The 21,429-nt window shown below is 43.5% G+C and carries 18 protein-coding genes and 2 tRNA genes; 14 read left to right on the top strand and 6 right to left on the bottom strand.

What is annotated here, in order from left to right:
- Positions 1-91: 91 nt before the first annotated feature.
- The 10 genes from secG (at position 92) to pnp (ending at position 9,618) form a co-directional block, all read left to right on the top strand.
- Complete coding sequence (gene secG, locus DBZ36_RS14455; protein WP_120355671.1) at positions 92-424, top strand: preprotein translocase subunit SecG; 333 nt, start codon at positions 92-94, stop codon at positions 422-424.
- 16 nt (positions 425-440) lie between these two features.
- A tRNA-Leu gene (locus tag DBZ36_RS14450) sits at positions 441-527 on the top strand.
- A gap of 51 nt (positions 528-578) precedes the next feature.
- Positions 579-655 (top strand) — tRNA-Met (locus DBZ36_RS14445).
- Between the two features lie 206 nt (positions 656-861).
- Positions 862-1,320: a ribosome maturation factor RimP gene (gene rimP, locus DBZ36_RS14440; RefSeq protein WP_120355670.1), complete on the top strand. Its 459-nt coding sequence runs from the start codon at positions 862-864 to the stop codon at positions 1,318-1,320.
- 12 nt (positions 1,321-1,332) lie between these two features.
- On the top strand, positions 1,333-2,829 hold the full coding sequence (gene nusA, locus DBZ36_RS14435) for a transcription termination factor NusA (protein WP_120355669.1): 1,497 nt from the start codon (positions 1,333-1,335) through the stop codon (positions 2,827-2,829).
- 25 nt (positions 2,830-2,854) lie between these two features.
- Entirely contained in the window at positions 2,855-5,488 is a 2,634-nt protein-coding gene (infB, locus tag DBZ36_RS14430; RefSeq protein WP_120355668.1) for a translation initiation factor IF-2, read from the top strand.
- Between the two features lie 66 nt (positions 5,489-5,554).
- Positions 5,555-5,953 (top strand): 30S ribosome-binding factor RbfA, encoded by a 399-nt coding sequence (gene rbfA, locus DBZ36_RS14425; protein WP_120355667.1) that lies wholly within the window; start codon positions 5,555-5,557, stop codon positions 5,951-5,953.
- 2 nt (positions 5,954-5,955) lie between these two features.
- A complete protein-coding gene (gene truB, locus DBZ36_RS14420; protein ID WP_120355666.1) occupies positions 5,956-6,903 on the top strand; it encodes a tRNA pseudouridine(55) synthase TruB in 948 nt (315 codons plus the stop codon).
- Positions 6,904-6,998: 95 nt separating this feature from the next.
- Entirely contained in the window at positions 6,999-7,268 is a 270-nt protein-coding gene (rpsO, locus tag DBZ36_RS14415; protein WP_120355665.1) for a 30S ribosomal protein S15, read from the top strand.
- A gap of 244 nt (positions 7,269-7,512) precedes the next feature.
- A complete protein-coding gene (pnp, locus tag DBZ36_RS14410; RefSeq protein ID WP_120355664.1) occupies positions 7,513-9,618 on the top strand; it encodes a polyribonucleotide nucleotidyltransferase in 2,106 nt (701 codons plus the stop codon).
- Between the two features lie 86 nt (positions 9,619-9,704).
- On the opposite strand, the gene DBZ36_RS14405 is transcribed toward pnp, so the two are convergent.
- Positions 9,705-10,127, bottom strand: coding sequence for a CBS domain-containing protein (locus DBZ36_RS14405; RefSeq protein WP_120355663.1), 423 nt, complete (start codon positions 10,125-10,127; stop codon positions 9,705-9,707).
- A 175-nt stretch (positions 10,128-10,302) separates the two neighbouring features.
- Between DBZ36_RS14405 and DBZ36_RS14400 the strand changes: the two genes are divergently transcribed.
- The 3 genes from DBZ36_RS14400 to DBZ36_RS14390 all read left to right on the top strand — a co-directional run bounded on the left by DBZ36_RS14400 (position 10,303) and on the right by DBZ36_RS14390 (position 12,831).
- Positions 10,303-10,788 carry a diacylglycerol kinase gene (locus tag DBZ36_RS14400; protein ID WP_120355662.1) on the top strand — a complete coding sequence of 162 codons (486 nt, stop codon included), beginning with the start codon at positions 10,303-10,305 and terminating at the stop codon, positions 10,786-10,788.
- 25 nt (positions 10,789-10,813) lie between these two features.
- A complete protein-coding gene (locus DBZ36_RS14395; RefSeq protein WP_120355661.1) occupies positions 10,814-11,317 on the top strand; it encodes a GNAT family N-acetyltransferase in 504 nt (167 codons plus the stop codon).
- A gap of 725 nt (positions 11,318-12,042) precedes the next feature.
- A complete protein-coding gene (locus DBZ36_RS14390) occupies positions 12,043-12,831 on the top strand; it encodes an IclR family transcriptional regulator (RefSeq protein WP_120355660.1) in 789 nt (262 codons plus the stop codon).
- A gap of 93 nt (positions 12,832-12,924) precedes the next feature.
- Here DBZ36_RS14390 and DBZ36_RS14385 read toward each other — a convergent pair whose 3' ends face one another.
- The 4 genes from DBZ36_RS14385 to DBZ36_RS14370 form a co-directional block, all read right to left on the bottom strand.
- Positions 12,925-14,118, bottom strand: coding sequence for an acetate/propionate family kinase (locus DBZ36_RS14385; RefSeq protein WP_120355659.1), 1,194 nt, complete (start codon positions 14,116-14,118; stop codon positions 12,925-12,927).
- A 233-nt stretch (positions 14,119-14,351) separates the two neighbouring features.
- A complete protein-coding gene (locus tag DBZ36_RS14380; protein WP_120355658.1) occupies positions 14,352-16,592 on the bottom strand; it encodes an ATP-dependent DNA helicase in 2,241 nt (746 codons plus the stop codon).
- A gap of 41 nt (positions 16,593-16,633) precedes the next feature.
- Complete coding sequence (locus DBZ36_RS14375; RefSeq protein WP_120355657.1) at positions 16,634-18,220, bottom strand: sensor domain-containing diguanylate cyclase; 1,587 nt, start codon at positions 18,218-18,220, stop codon at positions 16,634-16,636.
- Between the two features lie 201 nt (positions 18,221-18,421).
- Positions 18,422-18,736 carry a DUF496 family protein gene (locus DBZ36_RS14370; protein ID WP_120355656.1) on the bottom strand — a complete coding sequence of 105 codons (315 nt, stop codon included), beginning with the start codon at positions 18,734-18,736 and terminating at the stop codon, positions 18,422-18,424.
- A gap of 196 nt (positions 18,737-18,932) precedes the next feature.
- Here DBZ36_RS14370 and DBZ36_RS14365 point away from each other — a divergent pair, with 196 nt between their 5' ends.
- Complete coding sequence (locus DBZ36_RS14365; RefSeq protein ID WP_120355655.1) at positions 18,933-19,415, top strand: GNAT family N-acetyltransferase; 483 nt, start codon at positions 18,933-18,935, stop codon at positions 19,413-19,415.
- 684 nt (positions 19,416-20,099) lie between these two features.
- On the opposite strand, the gene DBZ36_RS14360 is transcribed toward DBZ36_RS14365, so the two are convergent.
- Entirely contained in the window at positions 20,100-21,299 is a 1,200-nt protein-coding gene (locus DBZ36_RS14360) for an AGE family epimerase/isomerase (RefSeq protein ID WP_120355654.1), read from the bottom strand.
- Between the last annotated feature and the right edge of the window lie 130 nt (positions 21,300-21,429).

The following is a 21,429-nucleotide window of genomic DNA, read 5'->3' as shown; positions in this document are numbered from 1 at the left end:
CTGCCCTTGTATTGTTAAATTTGATTCGCTACTATCTCGACCGCTTCGCAAGTGCAGGTTCTGTACTTGGAATTATTTCGGAATTTGAATTATGTATACTGTTTTGATTGTCGCTTACTTGTTAATTGCTCTAACGCTGATTGGTCTCGTACTTCTACAGCAGGGTAAGGGTGCAGATATGGGCGCTTCATTCGGTTCTGGAGCATCGAATACTGTATTTGGTTCATCGGGTTCAGGTAACTTTCTGACACGTATGACCGCTGTAATGGCAGCAGGGTTCTTTATCTTGAGTTTGGTGTTGGGTAACTTAACCACGCGTCAAACCAAGCAGGTAGATGAGTGGAGCGATCTATCACTACCAGCAGTTGAGCAAGTTAGTGAAGCACCAACAGCTCCTGCAATCGGGGAATCAGTACCCGAGTAAAACCTCAGAGTAAAATGCCCAGGTGGTGGAATTGGTAGACACGCTATCTTGAGGGGGTAGTGTCTGTATGGACGTGCGGGTTCAAGTCCCGCTCTGGGCACCAAAGTTTTAGTGTAATTTGCTGTGAATGTGATATTATGCACGGCAATTCGGACGCGGGATGGAGCAGTCTGGTAGCTCGTCGGGCTCATAACCCGAAGGTCGTAGGTTCAAATCCTGCTCCCGCAACCAAATCTTAGTTTTAAAAGTATTGTGATGAAATACTTTGGTTTGCTCTTTTAGAGCTATACTAAACTAAGTAGCGAACAAGGCTCAGAACAAAGAAAAGCCCCGCGTTAATCGGGGCTTTTTTGTTTTGTCAGCATAGCTTTTATCGGCTCCGATAAAAGCTCAAAACTGGGCTTTTTAGCCCTTTTTTTATACCCGGAGGAGAACACTTGGCCACAATTGAACAACGCTTAACTGACATGCTGCGTCCTGCAGTCGAGGCAACAGGCTTCGAATTATGGGGAATAGAGTACGTTAACGCGGGCAAATTTTCGGTTTTAAGACTATATATTGATCATGAAAATGGTATCGATGTAGACGCTTGCGCTGAGGTGAGCCGTCAAGTCAGTGCTATTTTGGATGTTGAAGATCCAATTAGTAATGAGTATAGCCTTGAAGTATCTTCGCCTGGGTTAGAACGTCCTTTATTTGAAAGTGAACATTACCAACGTTTTGTTGGTGAACAAGCATTTGTTCAGACGCGATTGGCATTAAACAATCAGCGTAAATGGACAGGTGAAATAGTTGGTGTAGAAAACGATGTTGTCGTGTTAGCTGTTGAAGGAAAAGAACAGCGTCTTGCGGTGAACAATATTCAGAAAGCACATTTGATTCCCCAGTTTGATTAAAGAGGCTTAGGAATGAACAAAGAAGTTTTATTAGTGGTTGATGCGGTATCTAACGAGAAAGCACTGCCACGTGAAAAAATCTTCGAAGCGATGGAAACAGCGCTAGAGACGGCAACAAAGAAAAAATACGAAGGTGACATTGCGGTTCGTGTTGATATCGACCGTAAAACCGGTGGTTTCGATACCTACCGTCGCTGGCAGACCGTTGAAAACGAAGCTGCAATTGAGAATCCTTATCGCGAAATTACCATCGAAGCGGCTCAAATTGATGAGCCTGAAATCGAACTTGGTGGGTTTGTAGAAGAGCAAATCGAATCGGTAACTTTTGACCGTATTACGACACAAACAGCCAAACAGGTTATCGTGCAAAAAGTACGTGAAGCTGAGCGTGCTCAAGTTGTTGAACAGTACTACGACAAAGTAAATGAATTGGTAACGGGTGTTGTTAAAAAAGCAACCCGCGAAAGCATTATCGTTGATTTAGGTAACAACGCTGAAGCTATCATTCATCGTGATGAGCAACTACCTCGCGAGACGTTTCGCCCAGGTGACCGTGTTCGCGGTTTGTTGTTTGCCGTTAAACCTGAAGCTCGTGGCGCTCAATTGTTTATGAGTCGTACTCGCCCTGAGATGATCATTGAATTATTCCGCATTGAAGTGCCAGAAATTGCTGAAGAAATGATCGAACTTAAGTGCGCAGCACGTGATCCAGGTTCTCGCGCTAAAATAGCTGTGAAATCAAATGATCGTCGTATTGATCCGGTTGGTGCGTGTGTTGGTATGCGTGGTGCACGGGTGCAAGCGGTATCAGGTGAACTGAGCAACGAGCGAGTTGATATTGTGTTGTGGGATGATAATCCTGCACAATTTGTTATCAATGCAATGGCGCCTGCTGAAGTTGCATCAATTATTGTTGATGAAGACAATCATTCGATCGACATTGCTGTTGAAGCAGACAACCTTGCCCAGGCAATCGGCCGCAACGGACAAAACGTTCGTCTAGCATCACAACTTACGGGTTGGGAGCTAAATGTCATGACGGTTGAAGAAGCCAATGACAAGCACCAAGCTGAAGCTGGAAAAGCCGTACTGGCTTTTGTTAAACACTTGGATATCGATGAAGAATTCTCAACTATATTGGTTGAAGAAGGTTTCACGACCCTAGAAGAAATTGCCTATGTCCCTGTTGGTGAGCTACTTGCCATCGATGGAATGGACGAAGACATTGTGGCGCAATTGCGTGAGCGCGCCAAAGCAGCACTAGTAACAGAAGCACTAGCTAAAGAAGAGTCTCTTGAGAACGCTGAACCTAGCGAAGATCTACTTAATCTTGAAGGCCTAGATCGCCATCTAGCTTTCGTACTTGCAAGTCGCGGCGTTGTAACGCTTGAGCATTTGGCTGAGCAAGGTGTAGACGAACTTGAGGACATCGAAGAGCTTTCTGAAGAAAAAGCTGGTGAACTTATCATGGCCGCCAGACAAATTTGCTGGTTCGGTGACGAAGAATAAAGCGTCGACGGAGGACTAAGACCCGATGACTGAAGTTTCAATAAAACAACTCGCCAGCGATATTGGCACAAGTGAAGATCGTTTACTGCAGCAGTTTAAAGATGCAGGTATCACGAAATCCACTTCTGACGGTGTTACTGCTGAAGAAAAAACTAAATTGCTAGAGCACCTAAAGCAACAACATGGTGATGAGCAAGGCCAAAGCCGCATGACGCTTAAACGTACAACTAAAAGTACATTAAGTGTGCAAGGTACTGGTGGTAAATCACGTGCTGTTCAAGTTGAAGTGCGTAAAAAACGTACCTACGTTAAACGTAGTGCTGTTGACGAACAAGCGCGTAAAGAAGCTGAAGAAGCAGAACGTTTGCAAGCTGAAGAGTTAGCCCGCCAAGAAGCGAGCGCTAAAGCTGAAGCAGATGCTAAACGTAAAGCTGAAGAGCAAGCCAAACGTGAAGCAGCTGATAAGCAACGCAAAGAAGAAGCTAAACTACGTGCCGAGCAAAAAGCACCAGTTGAGAGTAAAACACCAGCTGAGTTAGAAGCAGAGAAAGAAGCGGCTGCGCTAAAACGTGTTCAAGACGAAGTTCAGCTTAAGAAAGCTGAAGAAGAAGCTGCACTTAAAGCTGCTGAAGCGAAAAAACTTGCTGAAGAAAACTCAGGTCGCTGGGAGCAAGAAGAGCGTGAGCGTAAAGAGCGTGAAAAAACCGCCGATTATCATCAGACGACTTCTACTTATGCCCGTGAAGCTGAAGATGAGCAAGAGCGTAAAGCTGAAGCGCCTCGTCGCCGTAAGAAGAAAACTAACAACGATTCGAACAATCGTGGACGTGGTCGCAAGGCTCAAAAACGTTCGCTTAATACGCCAACTTCTATGCAGCATGGTTTCCAAAAACCAGCCGCACCAGTCGAGCGTGATGTTCGTATCGGTGAAACGATTTCCGTAGCTGAACTTGCTGATAAAATGGCAGTTAAAGGCACTGAAGTTATCAAAGCGATGATGAAGATGGGTGCAATGGCAACCATTAACCAGGTTATTGATCAAGAAACAGCAGCGCTTGTTGCTGAAGAACTTGGCCACAAAGTAATCTTGGTTAAAGAAAATGCACTTGAAGAAGCGGTTATGGCCGAGTCTGAAGAGTCCGGTACGCAAACTGAGCGTGCTCCAGTTGTTACCATCATGGGTCACGTTGACCATGGTAAAACATCGCTACTTGATTACATTCGTGCTGCTAAAGTTGCTGACGGCGAAGCCGGTGGTATTACCCAGCACATTGGTGCTTACCATGTTGAAACTAACGGTAAGATGATCACCTTCTTAGATACTCCGGGACACGCCGCATTTACGTCGATGCGTGCTCGTGGTGCTAAAGCGACAGATATTGTTATCTTGGTTGTTGCTGCAGACGATGGCGTTATGCCACAGACTGTTGAAGCTATTCAGCACTCGCGTGCTGCTGGTGTTCCAATGGTCGTTGCTGTTAACAAAATGGATAAAGAAGGCGCAGATCCAGATCGGGTTAAGAATGAGCTTGCACAGCAAGACGTTATTCCTGAAGATTGGGGCGGCGATATCCAATTTGTGCATGTTTCTGCTAAAAGCGGTGAGGGTATTGATGACTTACTTGATTCAATCATCCTTCAATCTGAAGTACTTGAGCTTACTGCATCAACCGACGGTCAAGCCGCAGGTGTTGTGATTGAGTCTCGTCTCGATAAAGGCCGCGGTGCAGTTGCATCGATATTGGTACAATCGGGCACGCTTAAACGCGGTGACATCATCTTGTGTGGTACGGAATACGGTCGTATTCGTGCAATGCGTGATGAAAACGGTAAAGATATTCAAGAAGCAGGTCCGTCAATCCCAGTAGAAATACTCGGTTTGTCAGGCACGCCAGCTGCTGGTGATGAAGCAACTGTTGTACGTGATGAGAAGAAAGCTCGTGAAGTAGCCTTGTATCGTCAAGGTAAATTCCGCGATGTTAAACTTGCACGTCAACAAAAAGCTAAACTTGAAAACATGTTTGCAAACATGGAAGAAGGTGAGGTTCAAGAGCTCAACATCATCCTTAAAGCAGATGTACAAGGTTCTTTGGAAGCAATTGCTGAATCATTGGCTAAGCTTTCAACTGAAGAAGTTAAAGTGAACATCATCGGCCGTGGCGTTGGTGGTATTACTGAGACTGATGCTACTCTTGCTGCAGCTTCAAGTGGTATTGTACTTGGCTTCAACGTACGTGCTGATGCATCTGCGCGCCGTGTCATTGAGTCAGAAAGTGTTGATTTACACTACTACAGTGTTATTTACGACCTAATTGACGAAGTGAAGAGCGCAATGAGCGGACTTCTAGCTCCTGAATTCAAACAGGAAATTATTGGTCTTGCGCAAGTTCGTGACGTATTCAAGTCACCTAAAATTGGTTCAATTGCCGGTTGTATGGTTACTGAAGGCTTCGTGAAACGTTCAAACCCAATTCGTGTGTTACGTGACAATGTCGTAATTTACGAAGGTGAACTTGAGTCGCTACGCCGCTTTAAAGACGACGCCAATGAAGTACGTAATGGTATGGAATGTGGTATCGGTGTTAAGAACTACAATGATGTACGTGTCGGAGACCAAATTGAAGTCTTCGAAATCGTCGAAGTTAAACGAAGCCTGTAGGCGTTTAATTTAAGTTCATTGTCTATGGGAGCTGCGGCTCCCATTTTTTATGAAAGGAGGCCGATTGTGCCTAGAGAATTTAGCCGCCCGGATCGGGTTGCCCAACAAATTCAAAAAGAGATCGCGGTGATAATTCAGCGCGAAGTTAGAGATCCTCGTTTGGGCTTATGTACGGTAACTGAAGTTGAAGTTAGCCGAGATTTAGCATATGCGAAAATATTTGTAACCTTTTTGGATGATGCTGACGAGGCCGTTAAAGAAGCCTTGATTGCACTAGAAGAAAGCCATGTCTACATCCGTCACTTGCTAGCGAAGGCTATGCGCCTAAGAATCGTACCGGAGCTTCGTTTTAGCTACGATCGTTCTATTGTTGAAGGTTTGCGTATGTCTGAACTTGCTGGTAAAGCGATTGCGGAAGACACTCGTAAGCTTGAGCAAAGCGACAGAGATCAAGAAGAGGAATAGCGATGGCGCGTACGCGTAAAGGTCGAGCTATTAACGGGATATTCCTTTTAGATAAGCCTACAGACATGAGCTCCAATCATGCCTTGCAACATGTTAAGCGCATCTTTGGCGCTGCAAAAGCGGGTCACACTGGTGCTCTAGATCCACTGGCGACCGGTATGCTACCGATTTGCTTAGGTGAAGCGACAAAATTTTCACAGTTTTTACTCGATTCAGATAAACAGTACCAGGTTCGTGCTAAGTTAGGCCAACGTACCGATACCTCTGATAGCGATGGCGAAATTGTTCAAGAGCGTGCTGTTGATGTTAACTTGGATAAAATTGAGTCGGCGTTAGCTGCATTTAGAGGCCCTATTTTGCAAGTGCCATCGATGTATTCGGCGCTTAAGCATCAAGGAAAGCCCTTATACACCTATGCTAGAGCTGGCATTGAAGTTGAACGTGAAGCCCGGCCAATTACTGTGTTTTCATTAGAACTGGTATCGTTGGAAGATGACTTGCTGACCTTAAATGTTCATTGCAGTAAGGGCACCTACGTACGGACTATTGTTGATGATTTAGGCGAAGCCCTAGGCTGTGGTGCACATGTCGTCATGTTGCACCGTACACAGGTCTCAAAATATCCAGTCGATAAGATGATGAGCTTAGATCAATTGCGTAGCTTTGTTGACCAGGCTAAAGCTGATGAGCGCAGTGTTTATCCAGACATAGACCCCTTATTATTGCCAATGGACACGGCAGTGCATAATTTGCCTTCAGTAGCGGTTGATCTAGAAAGCGCAAACTATCTACTACATGGTAATCCTGTACAGGGTAGTGGGGCACCATTAAACCAACAATTCAAATTGATTGCAGGTCCGTCTGAGATATTTATCGGAGTTGGTGAAGTCAACGATGATGGATTAGTTGCGCCCAAGCGTATGATCAATGGTATTGACCTAACACAATAACTTGCAAGGCATACACTTTTTGCCTACAATGCGCAGCCTTCATCGCTGAGTTAGTGATCGGCGATGAGTAAACATATCATTTTTTAGGAGTAAACATGTCACTAAGTGTTGAAGAAACATCAAAAATCATTGCAGAATTCGGCCGTGCCGAAGGCGATACAGGTTCACCTGAAGTACAAGTTGCATTGTTGACTGCACAGATCAACCACTTGCAAGGTCACTTCAAAGAGCACATCCATGATCACCACAGCCGTCGTGGTTTGTTGCGCATGGTTAGCCAACGTCGTAAGCTTCTTGATTACTTCAAGCGCAAAAACGTTACTGCATACCAAGAGCTAATCGCTAAACTAGGCCTACGTCGCTAAGACATAGCTCAGTTAGTTGATAGCTTAAAGAAAAAACCTCGTCATTGACGGGGTTTTTTGCGTTTTGACTAGTGTAACTAAGGCACTGATATTGGTATTCGAGCACTGATGCTTTATACTGCGTGCGCATATTGTACCAAACACATTACATATCGAATTTGAGCCCTTTATGTGGTCAGATTTTCGCAGATTCGATTATTAATGGGTTTGGTATTCCTTTATATTGAAAAACAAGGAAATTTACGTGAATCCAATCGTAAAGAGCTTTAAATATGGTGCACATAATGTGACCATTGAAACCGGCGCTATCGCTCGACAAGCGACTGCTGCTGTTATGATCAACATGGACGATACTGCGGTATTAGTTTCTGTTGTTGCTAAAAAAACGGCTAAGCCTGGGCAAGATTTCTTCCCACTTACCGTAAACTACCAAGAGCGTACATACGCTGCAGGTCGTATCCCTGGTGGTTTCTTTAAGCGTGAAGGCCGTCCTTCAGAAGAAGAAACGCTAATCGCACGTTTGATTGACCGTCCAGTTCGTCCTTTATTCCCGAACGGCTTCATCAACGAAGTACAAGTTATAGCGACAGTTGTTTCAGTAAACCCACAGGTTTCTCCTGATTTAGTTGCGCTTATCGGTACTTCAGCAGCGTTATCTATCTCTGGTGTTCCATTCAGCGGCCCTATCGGTGCTGCGCGCGTTGGTTACATTGATGGTAACTACGTATTAAACCCAACCACTGAAGAGCTAACCACAAGTCAACTTGATCTGGTTGTTTCAGGTACTGAAAATGCAGTACTTATGGTTGAGTCTGAAGCTGAACTTCTATCTGAAGACGTAATGCTAGGCGCGGTTGTATATGGCCACGAGCAACAACAAGTCGTAATTCAAGCGATTAACGAGTTGAAAGCCGAAGTGAATGCAACAGCTTGGGATTGGGCTGCTCCAGCAGTTGACCTTCCATTGCGTGAAAAAGTAGCTCAAATTGCGAAAGAGCAATTAGATTCAGCTTATCAAATTATTGATAAGATGGAGCGTTACGCTAAAGTTGGCGAAATCAAATCAGCTGCGGTTGATGCGCTTATCGCACAAGACGATAGCCTAGATGCACAAGACATCGGTGATGAACTTAGCAAACTAGAAAAATCAGTTGTACGTCGCCGTATTATCTCTGGTGCGCCACGTATCGATGGTCGCGAACCTGATATGATCCGTGCACTTGACGTAATGACTGGTGTGCTTCCACGTACACACGGTAGTGCAATTTTCACTCGCGGTGAAACTCAAGCTCTAGTAACTGCTACACTTGGTACTGAGCGTGATGCTCAGACTTTGGATAAGCTGACTGGTAGCGAAACTGATCGCTTCATGCTTCATTACAACTTCCCTCCATACTGTGTTGGCGAAACTGGCTTTGTTGGCTCACCTAAGCGTCGTGAAATCGGCCACGGTCGTCTTGCTAAACGTGGTGTTGCTGCGGTTATGCCAAACGCTGAAGAGTTCCCATACACAGTCCGTGTTGTTTCAGAAATTACTGAATCAAACGGCTCAAGCTCTATGGCTTCTGTTTGTGGTAGCTCGCTAGCATTGATGGATGCAGGTGTTCCAATTAAAGCTTCGGTTGCTGGTATCGCAATGGGCTTGGTTAAAGAAGGCGATGATTTCGTTGTTCTTTCTGACATTCTAGGCGATGAAGATCACCTTGGTGATATGGACTTTAAAGTTGCTGGTTCAAGCGAAGGTATTACTGCTTTGCAAATGGACATCAAAATTGAAGGCATCACTAAAGAGATTATGGAAATCGCTTTACGTCAAGCACAAGGTGCTCGTCTGCATATCCTTAGTGTTATGGACCAAGCAATTGCTGGTGCTCGTGATGACATCTCTGAATTCGCTCCGCGTATTCATACGGTTAAAATTAACCCAGAGAAAATCAAGGACGTTATCGGTAAGGGCGGCGCAACTATCCGTGCTCTAACTGAAGAAACTGGTACTAACATCGAAATCGGTGACGACGGTACTATCAAAATTGCTGCAACTGACGGTGATCAAGCCCGCTTGGCCGTTGAGCGTATCAAGCAATTGACTGCTGAAGTTGAAACTGGCCAGCTATACAACGGTAAAGTTGTACGTCTTGCTGACTTTGGTGCATTCGTTGAATTGATGCCTGGTAAAGATGGTCTAGTACACATCTCTCAAATCTCACATGAGCGCGTTGCTAACGTCGCTGATCACCTTAAAGTTGGTGATATTGTGAAAGTGAAAGTACTTGAAGTTGACCGCCAAGGCCGCGTACGTCTAAGCATCAAAGAAGCATTGGATAAGCCAGCTGAAACTAGCGCTGAGTAAGCTCTATTGAAGTAAAAAAAGCCGCTGAATTTCAGCGGCTTTTTTGTATCTAGCTGACGCGGATTGACGAGTAATTTCGGCAGATCCTAGATTGTTAATTCGTTCGGTTTGTCTTCGATGGCTTTTAGAATATCTTTCCAAGTAATAATACCTAGAGGTTCATTGTTGTTGTCGACAATAGGCAGGCAAGTGACATGATACTTGTTAAACACTTTTATCGCTTCGAAAACGCTTGAATCGGGGCTTAGTGTAACTAATGCACGGTTCATCACTTGATGTACCTTTTTGTTCAAGCTAGCCGTATCGCGGCTGGTTTCGGCAGCGGTGCCTAGGTAGGGGCTGATTGACTTTAACAAGTCGCGATCAGAAACCAGACCAACTAGTTTTTTATCTTCGAGAACCAACAAGTGATGGAAGCGAGTATTGTCAAAAATTTCTTTGACGACATCGAGTTTATCATCCATCTCTACGCTGACTAGGCGTTGTGTCATTATACTTGAAACTAGCATTTACCCTCCGGATCTCAACAAACGAAAAAGCACTTCCTTTAAACATAGTGACGCTTGTTTCAGGAGCTTGCAAACATTTCCATTCTCACCGAGTAAACTTTGTGCTTTGATCAGCACAATGATAAATTTAGCAATAGACTTGAGAGTTATCAACCAAGGCAACTAAGGCTTGTTTATGAATGAAAACAAGGATTTCAGTAACTCCTACGATAAAATAAAGCAGCGCCGTAGAGAGCTCGAACTGCGTTTACGTCAAGACTTAGAACGAATAGATGCACTGCGCCGAGAAGTTGAACAGCGGCTAAATCAAGAGGTTGTGCAGCTAGTTGCTGCCAGTGGACATTCGCTGCGCGGGCTTAACTTCGCAGCTCGTCATGAGCGGGCATTCCGTTTAGAGCTGTTATGTTTCATCTTTGTCATCCCTTTAGGTTTGTGGTTGGGAGATAATATGAGTGAACGCGCTATCCTCATTGGCGTCTGCGCACTTGTACTCATCACTGAGCTACTTAATAGTGCTATCGAGGCAACGGTAGACCGTATATCTTTGGATCACCATGAACTCTCTGGTAGAGCTAAAGACTTAGGCTCCGCCGCGGTGTGGATCAGTATCGTATTGGCAATAGTAGTATGGATAGATAAGCTATCGCAATATATTGGCTAGGCGTTTAAGTTTACTCGGAGCACTAATGTTTGAACCCGTCAAAAACTCAACTCAAATCGAAGCTGTAGTAGCACTCGCTGAGCAAATTTGGACTGAGCACTACACGCCTATCATTGGCCAAGCGCAAGTCAGTTATATGCTGCAACGTTATCAAACCGCAGCGGTAATTCGTGATGAATTGCAGCAGCTGCAACCTAAAGTGGAATACTACCTGATGACCATGGATACGCAGTACCTTGGTTACCTTGGGATCCGCTATCAAGACGACGGGATATTTCTAAGCAAAATTTATGTATCCAAAGTGGCGCGCGGACAGGGATTTTCTCGCTTAGCCATGGATTTTCTAAAGCAAAAACTGCGTGATGTCGGTGGTCATCAAATCAGCCTCACGGTAAACAAACATAACAGCGATAGTATCGCTGCCTATCAACGGCTAGGCTTTGTAATCACACAGGAGGTATGCATTGATATTGGTGGCGGTTTTGAAATGGATGATTACCGAATGAGCCTTACTGTGCCTGCTAGTTAGCATCAGCGTGGGCAAGTCCATTATCTATAGCAGTCTGACAGCCGATGATAATTGTTGGTATCCAGCGACTGTGAGCATTGACTAAATCATTTTTGGACAGAAACGAATCAGTAACTTTGCTAAGCTTCAACCCAAGAAAAGTTATCGCGAAGTCAACTAACATATTGTTTAGTGTTGACGCTACTGCTCAGTTAGTGATGATTGTAATTTCTGTAATTTCTGTAATTTCTGTAATTTCTGTAATTTCTGTAATATTAAATTGTCTTCTTTTAACCCACGGCCTAACCTTTCGACGAATCGAAAGTTAAGCGTAACTGGTTTATCGACTTTGTATCCCCGTCGATAGCAGCATAACTTTATTGCTTGTGTTTAAGTGCAAAAAATTCTATAAGATTTCAGTTCGATAACATCATAAAGTCATTCCAAGAAAGAACAAAGGGCGCGATTAAAGTAAGCATTAAGATCCGCTGTTTTGCTAGTTATTCCTACTGTTTTGTGAACGTGACTTTGCTATGAAACAGCAAGCTTTGCTATAGGGCTTGTAAGGTTCACAACAATAATGCGACGTTGAATATTTTGTTATCATGATGGAAGCTCATTTGTTAGGATTAAACCAAATAACGACCAACAATTCATATGCGGTCAATGGCATTTGCTTGTAAATTAAGCCGCTATGAGTGAAGTCACGATTAAACTGAATTTGATGAGAGCTAAGGGTATTTCAAATGGCACAAAATAAGGCAGAATATCGAGCTCCGGCCCTAGAAAAAGCACTCGATATTCTAGAACTGTTAAGTCAATCCAAACGTCCGCTTACTAAAAAAGAAATCTCTGAGCGTTTGGAGAAGACTGTCAATGAAATATTTCGAATGCTTGAAGTCCTCAAAGTCAGAGAATATGTTTTGCATGACGAAGTTCAGGGAACTTATGAACTTAGTTTGAAAATGTTCGAGATGTCGAATCTTCATTTACCAATGAAACGAGTGCTTAAATCAGCTGCCCCTGAACTTGTCGAGCTTAGCGAGCTAGTTCAACAATCATGCCATTTAAGTGTTTATGACCGTGGAAACATGTTGGTGGTAGCGCGTCAAGAAAGCCCCTATAAAATGGGTTTTAGTTTGAGCTTAGGAGCTCGCATCGATATTTTTGGTTCGGGCTCAGGGATCGTAATGCTGGCCTTTACTGATGAAGAATCGAGAACAAAGAGGCTTGATAGCTCAGGTGCATCACGCAAAGAAAAAGCGTTTGTGCTTCAAGAAGTTGAGAAAACAATGCGGCTTGGATTTTATGTGGGAGAAAGTCCGCAAGTTAGCGGTCTGACCAATATTTCGCTACCTATACTATCCCTACATGGTGAAGCCAATGCTGTTTTAACGATCCCATATCTCACCTTAAATGCTATGTCTTTACACCACCAAGTTGTCGATCGGGAGCAGGTCATTGTTTATGCCCAGCGATCAGCACAGCGACTAACTAAGGTTTTAGGTGGAAAATGGCATTTGCCTGAGGTCTAGTCGCGCGCAGTTACACGGTGAAGGCAGACTGAGGATATAGTGTGAAACATCCAAGTCGCAGTGCTGCGACTTGGATTGAGGCTTACATGTTGCTTAGAGTAGTTCAACCGACTGCTGAGCAATCACAAACTCTTCGTTGGTAGGAATAACCATCGCAACAGCATTTAACAGCTCTGACGTAGCGATCGTTCCTGAAGCACCAAAGCGAGCGTCTGCATTCGCTGTTTTATCTTCGATAAAACCTAGTAGTTTTAAGTTGCTTAGAATTTCACTTCGAATAGGTAATGAGTTTTCACCAATACCACCGGTGAAAATAATTGCATCCAGATGATCTAATGGGATGAGGTAGGACCCAATAAATTTAGCCACGCGATAGGTAAATACTTCAAAAGCTAATTTAGCACCTTCGTGTCCATTTTCCATGGCTTCCAATATTCCACGAGCATCGCTGGTAAGTCCCGACACGCCAAGAAAACCTGATTTCTTGTTAAGCGTTTCGAATACTTGTTCTTGGGACCAACCTTTTTTCATCAAAAATTCGATAATCCCTGGATCAAGATCGCCAGAACGCGTTCCCATCATCAAGCCGGCCAAAGGTGTGAACCCCATTGATGTATCCACACTGTTGCCGTTGTTAATGGCACAAACTGAAGCACCATTGCCAAGATGGACTGAAATAAAGCTGCACTCGTTAACGTCTTTTGACAACATTTTAGCGGCTTCACGGCTCACATAATAGTGACTGGTACCATGGAAGCCATAGCGTCTAATGCCATACTCGGTGTATAGCTCTTTGGCGATACCACCAGTAAAGGCCTTCTTCGGCATTGTTTGGTGGAAGGCGGTATCGAAAACCGCAAACTGCGGTAGGACAGGGAAGGCTGTTATTGCAGCGCGAATACCAGTTGCGCCAGCAGGATTATGTAGTGGAGCCAAATCTGCTAGATTTTCGATTTCAGCTAGCACTGATTGGTCAATGCGAACTGTACTGGTAAATTTCTCACCGCCGTGAACGATGCGATGGCCTACGGCAACGAGCTTGTCGTTGTAGCCCCATTGTTCAACCAAATCGACAAGTCGACTGATGGCATATTGATGGTGATTCTCACTGGTGTTAACGGCTTCTTCGGTTTTGTTACCTTCAAATTTCCAGCTCATGCTTGCTTGCGGGGTGCCAAAACACTCACCTAAACCAGAGACCATTGCGTCGCCAGTGACAGAGTCAATAATGGCGAACTTTAACGACGAGCTACCAGAGTTGATTACCAATACAAAAGAGTTAGACATTAAATACATTTTCCTATTGTCGAGGATGAACAGCGTAAACGTAGATATATAATCATTCTGGCATCTTCTGATGTTGTTTTAAAGCCGAATCAAGCTATTTGTATTATTTATGGGTTTGAGTTGATCTACCGCAGGATTTTTAGTTTCGTCAGCTATGGAGGTCATACCAGTTAAGGGTTTGTGTTGCTTACCAGCATAGTTTTTGTGAGAAATGGAGCTAAGAACAGTGCGGGTTAAATCTGCCACCAGTTTGGCAAAAGGGTTTGAATGTGGCTATGGGCATAGCGCTCGTCAATGAGTTCGACAATGCCTAGGTCATCGCTGTCACGGATAACTCGACCCGCCGCTTGTATCACCTTACGAAGTCCGGGATAAAGATAAGTATAATTGTAGCCCTGGCCATAGCGCTGCTCAAGGCGCTCACGCAGCACTTCACTTTGAGCCTCAAATGGCGCAAGCCCCAGCGTACAAATAAATGCACCAATAAGTCGCCTACCTTGCAGGTCTATGCCCTCTGAAAAAATTCCACCAAGCACCGCAAAAGCGACTTGCTGACTGTGTTGGGAGAAGCTGTCTAGGAATTGTTGTCGCTGACTTTCACTCATATAACGTTGTTGTTGTACTAGAGGGATGTTTGGAGCGTGCACCCGCATTTGTTGCTTTAAGTCATCAAGGTAGGCAAAACTACTGGCGAATACGATGTAATTCCCAGGCTGTTGTTCAAATTGAACTTTAATTCGTTCGCAAATTGGCTGCAAAGATGCGTGGCGCTGTTTCCAACGAGTGCTTATATTGGTGATTAGACGCACCTCTAGTTGGGAAGCGCAAAAAGGGCTTTGTATTTCAGACCACAAGGTTTCTCTACTTAGACCTAACAGATCCTTGTAGTAATCATAGGGGCTTAGAGTGGCACTGAATAGAATGCTACTTTGGCTTAAACTAAAGCGATTTTCCAAATGATCTGCAGGAATTTGATTGCGAATACTTAGCGTTGATTTTCCGCGTTTTTGATAGTCATACTCAACGACGGAATGCTCGTTGAACAGTTCACTTAACTTAGTAAAGGCAAGGCATTCAAAGAGTAGCTCTTGTAAGCTGGGGCTAATTGAATTGGCAACCGCATAGTCAGATATAGCTGAGCATAGGCTGAGCATAGGGCCTTCTAATTGGCTTGGTACATAGTTCAAAAATTGAGTTTGAGACTTTAGCTCATCTGCTGATTTTAGTTTTCGGTTAAGCGCTCTCCAAGCCGAAATAACCCGATTGAGTGGCTTCGCTATTGGCTTTGGTGCTAAAGTTTGGGCTGCCAAAAACTGAGATTGATATAAGCTACAGCTGTACATTTCGCGAGCGCGGTCTATGAGATTGTGTGCCTCATCGACGAGACTTAGGCAACGCAGTTTCTCGCTGGTAATCATTGAAGCAAGCGCAGCACTTTGATCGTACATATGGTTGACGTCGGCAACCAACACATCGGCCCAATGGCTCATTTCTTGCGCTAAAAAATACGGGCAAATGTTGTGTTGCTCTGCAATCTGTTCTACTTGGCTTCTAGCCCATAGCTTATCACCAAGTAAAAGCTGTTGCCGAGCCTTGGGTAATCGATCAAAAAAACCATCAGCTAAAGGACAAGATAAGCCCTGGCAACTGGCTTCAGGATGCAAGCAGCTTTGGGTTTTTGAAGTCATTTCGAGGCCCCAAAAATCGGTATCGTTGCGCAACTGCGCCAAAGTGGTCATGGCCACTTGTTTGGTTGTATTTCTGCAACTTAGGTAGTGGATTCGGTCTAATTTGGCTTGGGGCATGCTTTTTAAAGCTGGGTAAAGTACCCCGATTGTTTTACCTAAGCCAGTGGGGGCTTGCAGCAAAGCATCTCGAGATTGGACCGCACATTTATACACGAATTCGGACAGGTTTCGCTGTCCTCTGCGAAAGTCTACAAATGGGAATGCTAGTGCTTTAAGTTCTTGATCTCTTTTTATCCGGTGCTTATCTAGTTGGTTACACCAGTGAGAAAATACTAAACATAGCTGACAATAAAACTGTTCAAGCTCCGTTGTCTTTAGATTTTTAGTAAACGTAGTTTCTTTGCCGCTATCAACATTGATGTAAACAAGGCGAAGCTCGATTTGACTCAGATCTTGTGCATAACAGATCATCGCAGCATAACATTTGAGTTGAGCCCAATGATATTGCCTTCGATTTTCGCTAATCGTATCGATGTGACCTCGATGTGACTTTATTTCCTCGATATAGCCATGTTCAGGGTCGAAGCCGTCGGCACGGCCGCTAACATTCAAGCCCCAAACTGTCGCCTTAAGACTATACTCTGCGATATAAGATGGGCCGCGCTTTGATTGCAAGGCTTGATGGGCTTCTATTCCCTGGCTTGAGCTTGGAGATGGGGTGAAGCGGTGTTCTAAGCTTCCTTGCTTAGCAGCAAATTCACACAGTTGTCGTACAGAGGTTTTCACGGCGAGTGTTCCAGCTGTAAACGTATCAAAGCTAGTATTACCTAGCTAGTCGCGTAAGCGTAGAATTGGTCTTTCCCGCTGGCTTTAGCGTTATACATCGCCTTGTCTGCTAAGTGGATTATTTCGTCCACGCCTTGGGCCTGTGAAGACAAAGCAAAACCAATACTAGCGCTGAGATATATTGTGCGAGACTCTATTGAGTATGGCTGGCGTACGCTGCTAATAAATCGCTCGACAATAGTTTGGGCTGCTTCTGCATTGTCTACTTGGTTGAGCAAAATCAAAAATTCGTCCCCACCATATCGACTAATCTTATCATCCCCTTTATTAATCGAGCTTAAGCGCGACGCTACCGCTTGTAATACTTTATCACCGAACTGATGGCCGTACTCATCGTTGAGAGGCTTAAAGCCATCTAGGTCTAAGAACAGCAAGGCAAATGCTGAATTAGATTGGTATTGTTGTTCGATCAACTGATGAATAGCTAAACGATTAGGCAAAGATGTGAGCAAGTCATGCTGGGCCAAGTGCAGACTATGATCTTTGATTTTATTGAGTTCAGCTGTCCTCTCTTGAACTTTTTGTTCAAGAACTTCGCGATGCTGAGAAATCTCTAACGACATTTGTTGCATGGCGTTTGATAAGGCGCCAATTTCATTGCTATATAGAGCGCGTGGAAAGTCAATTGGTATGGCTTGTGTTTGTTGGGAGATTTGTTGCGCATAGACGGTGAGTCGACGTACCGGTTGCGAGAATATACCAGACAAGATCCAACTCAAGCCTATCGCACAGATACTAGTGATTATAGCGATGATTATTGTTGCGTCTTGTACATGGCGAATATTCTCATAAAGCTCAGACACGGGTTGCGGGATCATCACGCCCCAACCCGTTTGAGGAACTGAAGAGTAACCTGCAATCATGTCTGATTTCATTGCGGGGGAATAAAACTGTTCAACTCCAGTTTGGCCAGCAATTTGTTTTTGCACAATACTAATACTGGAGATATCTTTGGCTTCTCGTTGCCATTGCTTATTTGGGTGAGCTAATACGCGACCGCGTTGGTCAACGATGGCTGCATGACCTTTTTCTCCAAACGCAATACTGCGTTGCATCGAATAAATATAGGCCAGACTGATAGCGGCAATCCAGTAGTCGCCTTCAATAGACTCCTTGGCAATATAGAGATTAGGTTCCACATCTCCGAATTTTAAGACCGGTGTGAATAATGGTGCTGGGTTGGTTTGCACCATTTTTACGATGGCTTGTCTCTGAACAGGGTCGTCAAAATACGCTTGATCCCCAAACACTGATTGTAAAACTTGCCCCTCGTCGGAGACGCGTATTAAGCTATGTAAGTTGAGTTGCTGCATTAATAAACGATACTCGCTGCCTAAGCGTGTTAGCTCAACTGCTTGAGTACCTGCTACAAATGCCGATTTAAGATCCATTGCATAACGATTGAGGGCTAAAGTTAGGTTTTTTGCGAGTAGGAGGTGTTTTTCTTCGACCGCTTCAAACTCTCGCTCTAAAGCAGTGTTTGTTGTCCAAAATGAAAACACCGAAATTGGAATGAGGGCTATCAAAGTCATGGTGATAGTGAGAATTACACGTATGGGAAGCTTCATCGTCTCAACTCACAACCAATATATGTGGAATTATTGACGCCAAATAGATGAAGAGTACTATCGCAAAACAGCAAATTGGAAATCCGTATCCGATTAAAAAGTAAGTGTATTGCAAGATGTGGCTATAAAGCAACCAAAGTTGGGAGCTCGGTGTAAGCCTTCATTTTGGATTGCGCGACCAAAGCCGCGCAAAAAAAACGCTTACTCTGCTTTAGCTGATTTTATTTTTAGGGCTAAATCACGGCGTTCTTGAGAAAGTTCTGCGTTTTTGATGGTGTACTCATCCACGCGGTCATCATAGTCATTTTTCATGTTCTCGATGATAGTCCGAATTTCTTCGACCGACATACCTGCTTGAATGTAATCGCTTAAATTATCGAGTAAGTCTACGCGCTTACGGTTATCGCGGATTTTCTTATCTAAGTCGACCATCTCTCGCTTAAGTTTGTTACGGCGACGACTCATAGCGACTAGCTCTAAAACCTGAGAAACGCGGCGGGCATTTTGCTGATCCATAAATACTCCTAAAGGCTAAATGGGGGGATTCTGTTAGTGCAATAATGTACCTAGGCTAGGTCCTTGGGCAAGCAATATTTGCTAAAGATACCTAAATCCGCTTGAGGCTTAGTTTTGAAGATATATGATGCTTACTATTGAATCTACAAATCGAATAGTGCATCTGGCAAATCGAATGAATTTAGGGATCAGTTCAATGAAAGAATCTTGTATCTACTACCTTGAGATGCTCAATGAAAGTGAATTGAAAGCTAAAACAGAATCTTATGGATTGCTGATAGTTGAAATGAAGCACAAACAATGGCAATTCAATCGATTTTTATATGAGTTGGTGGGCAGTGCTTGGCAGTGGACTGATAAGCTAAGCTGGAGTGAAAAACAATGGCAAAACTACGTTGATAACGATCTATTTACATGGGTTGCCTATATGGACGGGGCGGTTGCTGGGTATTTTGAACTTCAGCTTCAACATCAAAAGCAAGTTGAAATTCGTTATTTTGGCCTGAGCGAGCCCTTTATCGGACGAGGTTTGGGCGGGTACTTGCTTAGTGAGGCTATCTCAAAGGCGTGGTCTTTGAACGATTGCAAGCGGGTTTGGGTGCATACTTGTAGTGATGATCATCCCAGCGCCTTGACGAACTATATGTCCCGAGGATTCTCCCAGTACCACTGTGAGTAAGCGCTAAATAATGGCGTAACATACTGATATAAAAATAAATAACAATTTTTTCAAGAAAAATGATTTTAGTTTGAACTATTTGAGATTAGAAGGGTCTTAATTAGTAATTGGAATAGTGTTTTTTTAGAATTTAGAATTGTTTCTATGCCTCTGCTTTTGCAGAGGCTTTTTTTTGTCTTCGATTTATGTAGCAGTGCATAGGCGACTTTTTTCACTTTTTTCAAATTATTTTGAACTTTTGCCTATTTCGTCGGTCAGAACTTATGTAATTGGAATAGTGCTTTTTTAGAATATGTTTCTATGCCTCTGCTCTTAGCAGGGGCTTTTTTTTGTCACAAATTTACCAATTTGAATGTTTTGTTGGTAATTTCAAATTAATTTGAACTTTCAGTAAATTCGACGGTCTGAACTTATGTAATTGGAATAGTGCTTTTTTAGAATATGTTTCTATGCCTCTGCTCTTAGCGGAGGCTTTTTTTTGTCTCAGATTTACCCTGTTCTTTTTTCTGTTAGTAATTTCAAATTAATTTGAACTTTCGGTAAATTCGACGGTCTGAACTTATGTAATTGGAATAGTGCTTTTTAGAATATGTTTCTATGCCTCAGCTCTTAGCGGAGGCTTTTTTTTGTCTAAAATATAATGAGCCAACTTTGATTCTAAATGGATACAGTCTTTAATCCGCTTTAGTTTTGCAATTTTTCAAGACGCAAATACATCTCCAAACATGCTCTACCATTATGGTAAGGGCATTTCCATGGCTCAACTTTAGGCAAATCTGTATAGGGCTTACCAAAGCGATTGGTTTGCATATGCCATTCGCCATGCGTGTGGTCAATTAGTTGAGTCTGTATGATATCCCAACAATGTTGACTGGCTTCTAGCATCTTCGGATCTAAAGATTTTTCAAAAGCGTTATAAAATCCTAGCATTGCTTCAGCTTGAACCCACCAAATTCGGTCACAATCTAAATAACGCTGTTGGTGCAGTTCGTTAAAAACAGCGCCATCAAAGTCTCGTCCTTCATTTAAGGTGGCGTAGGCCATTTCTAAGCTCGAGTCTTGAATACGTTTACGCAGTGTTGGTTGATTAACTTGTAGAGCAGCATCATCAAGTAACCATGTGCCTTCGATATCATGACCGTAAGAAACATCCTGGGACACACATTGCCAATCGCGTTGAAAAAATAGTCCGTAATGGCATTTATCATCAATAATGTGCTCTTCAAAGAGTTCGAGCAGATGTATCAGCCTAGATTCGACTTTAACTTGAGGTTTAGCCCGTTGTAAGTTGGCGTACGCTTCGAGAATGTGTAAATGCGTATTCATCGACTTTTCTGCCAAAACATCCTCTTGAGTATCGCAAACTAAACTGTTGGCGATAGGCTCCCATTGACAGTCAAATGCTTCTAAATACCCACCAAACTCTTGGTCTGCAGCGTGCTGTTCAATTAAATCAAATAATTGTTCAGATAAGACGAGTGCTTTGGGGTCATTACTGGCCAGGTAGTATTCGCTAAAAGCATAGATAGCGAAACCTTGATTGTAGACATGCTTTTGGCTGTCAATAACATTGCATTGACTGTCTAACATCCAGTATACGCCGCCAAATTCTGCGTCCCACGCTGCACCCGCTAGAAAATCAAATGCCTGTTTGGCAGCTTGCAAATATTCTGGTTTGGGAAAAGTGCGATAGGCAGCAGAGAAGGTCCATAAAATCCGAGAATGCAGCAACACGCCTTTATTGAAATCAGCTTGAATAGTGCCATTGTGGTCGGCATAGCTATGAAAGCCACCACCTTCGTGGTCAAGGTGCTTTAGCCAATAGCTTAAAATATTGTGTTCGAGTTCATTGGAAAGAGCGTGTTGCATGGATTGAAGTGACATCAAATTTCCTAAATCAACAGGTGGGGTAGCAATATTTTTATTAATACGAGACATTTTAACGTTACGATTTTTGTCGTCAATTAAATCTGTTCGAAGCGTGAAGCACTTCAATCTTTTATAGCAAGCCTTA

It is taken from the genome of Alginatibacterium sediminis (assembly GCF_003610775.1).
Taxonomy (GTDB): Bacteria; Pseudomonadota; Gammaproteobacteria; order Enterobacterales; family Celerinatantimonadaceae; genus Alginatibacterium; species Alginatibacterium sediminis.
The sequence above is the reverse complement of the archived record's forward strand: the minus strand, read 5'-3'. Positions and strand labels throughout refer to the sequence as shown.